Here is a 4,416-nt window from a genome sequence, read left to right as displayed (position 1 = left end):
TGACTCGGGTTCTCTGTGACTTTGTGCCTCTGTGAGAGTATTTTTATCTTTTCTGAAAACGTAGTCGAATGTTTACGTTTGTAATAGCAAAACATCCTGTAATCATTAAACCTAAAAGGTACAAGGTGCAAGGTAAAAACCCTACACCCTACACCTTAAACCTTTAAAGGCTAATCGCTCAGTTTAGGTTATTAATAAAAACAGAATTCAATTCACCTTCACTTATTTTTGAAAGGTTTATTTTTCTTCTTTTTCCACTTTCCCGGAGGATATGCCTGCCGATGTTCAACAAAATGCTCATAGGGTCGCTCACTTTCCAGCTCAATGCTGACAAAATCACCAACATCTATCTGGATGCCACCAGGGAGACTGATGCCAGACTGCCAGCGACCAGCTGAAAAATAGAAATACAACCCGCGGGAAGCCTCAAAATATACATATGATGAGGGATAGTAGCGATAGCTATACATTCTGCCCCGACGCCCATGGGCCGGAGCCCAGGGTGGCGGTCCCTTTTTATTGATGGACTGCGGGTAAGCTTCCCGTGGGGGATCAGCTGTCGATATGGCTGCCCGGTCAACAGCACAACCAGCCAGAAAAAATGTCAGCAAGGCAAACAAGAAGATAAACCTGGAATAACTAAGAAGAAATAACATCGACCATCTCCTTTAAGGCTGTCTTGAAAAACCTTCTATCCACGGGGATACTTTTACTCGGTATAATAGGACCCGAGCAAAATGTCAACGATCCATTAGTCGCCTCATACGAGCAACAAAGAAGAATGGCAAAAAGATTGTCAAGCCCCTGGTTTTTGTGCTAACCGTCGCTGAAGAAAAAAATATTTTCAGCCGAAAAGTTTTCCCCTGTCAAAAAAATACAAACCCGGAGACCCTGATGACATTCCCCATAGAACTTCTCAGCACCTTTATGGTCGGCCTTGGGATTGGAATCCTGCTGACCATTCTTTTCTTTTACCTGCGCCGCCGAGGAGTTGAAAATATTACCACAGCTCTTTTAGACCAAGCCGAAAAACGCAACCGGCAGGAAACGGAAGCTCTGGTTAACCGACTCAAGGAAAGTTTTGGCTCCCTTTCATTAGAAGCGCTGACCAGAAACACCGGAGAATTCCTGAAACTGGCCAATGAAACCCTCAGCAAGCAGGTAACTGCCGGCAGCCATGAACTGCACGGCAAAAAAACCCTTATTGACGAAACCCTGGGGGCAATGAAGACGGAATTACAACAAGTCCAAAGTCTGGTCAACAATTTTGAAAAAGACCGGGAAAACAAATTTGGTAAATTAACCAGGCAGCTGCAGATAACCAGCGAACAGACGATGAAACTGCACAAGATCACCAGCCAGCTGCAAAGTGCCCTGGCCGGCAGCGGCAGCCGCGGCCAGTGGGGTGAACGAATGGCGGAAGATGTTCTGCGCCTGGCTGGATTTTTGGAAGGAGTAAATTACCTGAAGCAGAAAACCCTGACAGAAGCTGCCACCCGCCCGGACTTCACCTTTCTGCTGCCCAAGGGACTGAAGTTGAACATGGATGTCAAATTCCCGCTGAGCAATTACCTGAAAATCCTGGAAGCCGGCAGTGAGGCTGAGCGCCAAAGCCATCGTAATCTTTTTCTTCGGGATGTTCGTCAAAGGGTTAAAGAGGTAACCAGCCGCAACTATATCAACCCCGGAGATAATACTGTCGATTATGTCCTGATTTTCATTCCCAACGAACAGGTCTATGCTTACATCCATGAAAATGATCAGGAGCTGCTGGACGAAGCCCTTAAGCAAAAGGTTATCCTCTGCTCACCCGTTACCCTTTATGCTGTCCTGGCCGTCATCCGCCAGGCAGTTGACAATTTCAACCTGGAGAAAACCGCCGCCCAGATTCTCTCCCGGCTCGGGGCTTTCAATAAACAGTGGTCCATGTTTATGCAGTCATTTGACAAACTGGGAAGCAGGATTGAAGAAACCCAGAAAGAATACCAGAAGCTGACCACCACCAGGAAGACTCAACTGGACAGACAGATTAATAAGATTGAAGATCTGCGCCGCCAACAGGAAATTTCCCCGGCCGCAGTCGACGATATTAAACCGGCTACTGCAGACAATACAACGACAACTGAAAATGGTTAGTTGACTCACCCCTCAAGGTCGCTAGTTTATTCCTCAGTGATAATACTATACTGCTTGAACTGATCTCTACGAGTTATTCCGTTTCCTTCTGGCCTCTGTCATCCCCTTTTTTATCAGCGTTAATATGCAGTCCACAGTGAAGGCAGCGACGAGCCGGGAAGAAGGTTGGACCGCTGGTATGGAAATAGTTTCCACAATCGGGACAACGAATGGTGGCGACAATCCATACAGTGATAAAGAGCAGGACAATCCAGGCAATAAACACTTTTACGGCCATATTAAACCCCGATGGGGACCGAAGGGAAACCATCATCGCTGGAAGGTAAATTAGAATCGTCAACCAGAGAAACCAACGCCGTCGACGAATTTTTCTCAGTCCTGGACCAAAATCTGCAGGATCCTTCGATGATTTTTCATCCATTATGTTTATCTTCCGTATTGAGGTTATTGTTTATTCGCCAATAATTTTTACCAACACCCGCTTTTTCCTTCTGCCATCAAATTCACCATAGAAAATCTGCTCCCAGGGGCCGAAATCAAGGTTGCCGTCTGTTATCGCCACCACTACCTCGCGGCCCATGATCTGCCGCTTCAGGTGGCCGTCGGCATTATCCTCGTAACCGTTGTGGCGATACTGGGACACCGGTTCATGGGGCGCCAGCTTTTCCAGCCAGACATCAAAATCATGATGCAATCCTGACTCATCATCATTGATGAACACCGATGCGGTTATGTGCATTGCGTTAACCAGCGCCAAGCCTTCACGAATGCCACTTTCCCGCAGACATTCCTCCACTTGAGACGTAATGTTGAGAAACGCTCTTCTGGTTTCGGTATTAAACCAAAGTTCCCGGCGATAGCTTTCCATAGCCCCTCCCCATACAACGTTAAAAGTTTATACTGTTCAAGAAAAAAATCAAATCAGCTCATCCGGTAAAGTTTCTGGAACTTTCACCACCTACAGACTTCTTCAAATCATTGAAATAACATGTTGAATCGGTAATGGCAAACCTTCTGTTGGCGCCGGTTCAGGCTGGTTCGCTGTTAAAATTGGACAATTATATTTTCAATTAACTGATAAGAAAGAAATTAAACATTTTCTTGACAAATTATTTTGTATATTTTAGTATTAACCATCAGTATCAATGATTTTCGATGCCGGAGGTTGATATGGAACAGCAACAATTATTTAACATGTCCGATGAGGAAGACAAAAATATCGGTATCGGCGATGGCTATTCGATTGAGTGGCGGACCGCAAAACTCGTGGCAGTTTATCGGTATGGGGTTCCTTATCGCCATGTTGAGATAAACGCCGGCATAGATAAACGGCGCCTGGCCGTTGAGCTAATAATGGAAGGTCAGATAACGAAAAGCAAGTTGGCCAAGGCCTTACGGGTTTCCCGGCAAAGCATTGACAATTGGGAAAAAACTTTTTTCAAATCCGGCTTTGAGGGACTTGTAAATAGCTACAAGGGCAGTGTTGACAAGGGACGGGCAGATAAGGCGGATAAGCTTCCCACAGGCAATAAAGCAAGACAATTGGAATATGAACGCCGGCAGAAACGGCAATTCCTTCAAGAACAGCAATTGCGCATAAGCTTTGAACCCTCCGAAAAGGCAACTCAACAGGAACAAGAAGGGACCGTTGATTCTGGCGCAGAAGCTGAGCCGAAACTAATCGATTTCAAAGACATAGAGCAGGCCCCTGCATACCAGGAAGCCCAACTGCCGGAGCTTTTTGAAGAGACATATGATTTCAAGGAAAACCGGTATGCGGGAAGCTTTATCTATTGGGGCATCTTCCAGAATGCCTTCAATGTGATGGGGCTGTGTCAGCGGATAATCGGCCATTATAGTGTTGTCATCTATCTTTTCGCCATGATGATGGTCAACGGGTTTGGTTCGATAGAGAAGTTAAAAACCGTATATAAACGGGAATTCGGCAACTTGGCAGGCATCAGGCAACTGCTCAGCAAACCCAACATATGGAAGCTTGTCCACAACCTATGCAGGCTGGGCAGGTCCGGAGAGTTAATTGAAAAATTTTTCCACGAACAGGCCAAAAAGAGTTTGGTCGCCCTGTACTGGCTTTATATAGACGGACATTTTGTGCCCTATTATGGAAAGAATACGGTGCACAGCGGGTTTTATATGCAGCGCGGTCAAGCAATGCCCGGCCAGACGGAAATGTTTGTCCATGATTGCCAGGGACAAATCGTTTATTTTGAGATTCAAGAGGGAAAAGGCGATCTCAAAACGATGATGCGGCAAATGAGC

At 46.0% G+C, this 4,416-nt stretch carries 5 protein-coding genes; 2 read left to right on the top strand and 3 right to left on the bottom strand.

What is annotated here, in order from left to right; translation table 11 throughout:
- Positions 1–218: 218 nt before the first annotated feature.
- Positions 219–656 (bottom strand): hypothetical protein, encoded by a 438-nt coding sequence (locus U9P07_03730; GenBank protein ID MEA2108508.1) that lies wholly within the window; start codon positions 654–656, stop codon positions 219–221.
- Positions 657–894: 238 nt separating this feature from the next.
- On the opposite strand from U9P07_03730, the gene U9P07_03725 reads away from it, so the two are divergent.
- The gene (locus U9P07_03725) at positions 895–2,136 is read left to right on the top strand and encodes a DNA recombination protein RmuC (GenBank protein ID MEA2108507.1); all 1,242 of its coding nucleotides are present in this window, start codon (positions 895–897) and stop codon (positions 2,134–2,136) included.
- Between the two features lie 73 nt (positions 2,137–2,209).
- Here U9P07_03725 and U9P07_03720 read toward each other — a convergent pair whose 3' ends face one another.
- Together U9P07_03720 and U9P07_03715 are read right to left on the bottom strand one after the other, a co-directional pair.
- Positions 2,210–2,413: a hypothetical protein gene (locus U9P07_03720; GenBank protein ID MEA2108506.1), complete on the bottom strand. Its 204-nt coding sequence runs from the start codon at positions 2,411–2,413 to the stop codon at positions 2,210–2,212.
- A 174-nt stretch (positions 2,414–2,587) separates the two neighbouring features.
- Positions 2,588–3,004 carry a secondary thiamine-phosphate synthase enzyme YjbQ gene (locus U9P07_03715; GenBank protein ID MEA2108505.1) on the bottom strand — a complete coding sequence of 139 codons (417 nt, stop codon included), beginning with the start codon at positions 3,002–3,004 and terminating at the stop codon, positions 2,588–2,590.
- Between the two features lie 302 nt (positions 3,005–3,306).
- On the opposite strand from U9P07_03715, the gene U9P07_03710 reads away from it, so the two are divergent.
- A partial coding sequence (locus U9P07_03710) for a helix-turn-helix domain-containing protein (protein MEA2108504.1) occupies positions 3,307–4,416 on the top strand: 1,110 nt, incomplete at its 3' end.

The sequence above is a fragment of the Pseudomonadota bacterium genome (assembly GCA_034660915.1).
In the GTDB taxonomy this organism is placed as follows: domain Bacteria; phylum Desulfobacterota; class Anaeroferrophillalia; order Anaeroferrophillales; family Anaeroferrophillaceae; genus DQWO01.
Note: the sequence above shows the minus strand (reverse complement) of the source record. Positions and strands in the feature narration are given on the sequence as shown.

Coding starts and splice junctions, on each gene's coding strand:
- U9P07_03730 (MEA2108508.1), bottom strand. CDS start 656: ATGTTATTTCTTCTTAGTTATTCCAGGTTTATCTTCTTGTTTGCCTTG.
- U9P07_03725 (MEA2108507.1), top strand. CDS start 895: ATGACATTCCCCATAGAACTTCTCAGCACCTTTATGGTCGGCCTTGGG.
- U9P07_03720 (MEA2108506.1), bottom strand. CDS start 2,413: ATGGCCGTAAAAGTGTTTATTGCCTGGATTGTCCTGCTCTTTATCACT.
- U9P07_03715 (MEA2108505.1), bottom strand. CDS start 3,004: ATGGAAAGCTATCGCCGGGAACTTTGGTTTAATACCGAAACCAGAAGA.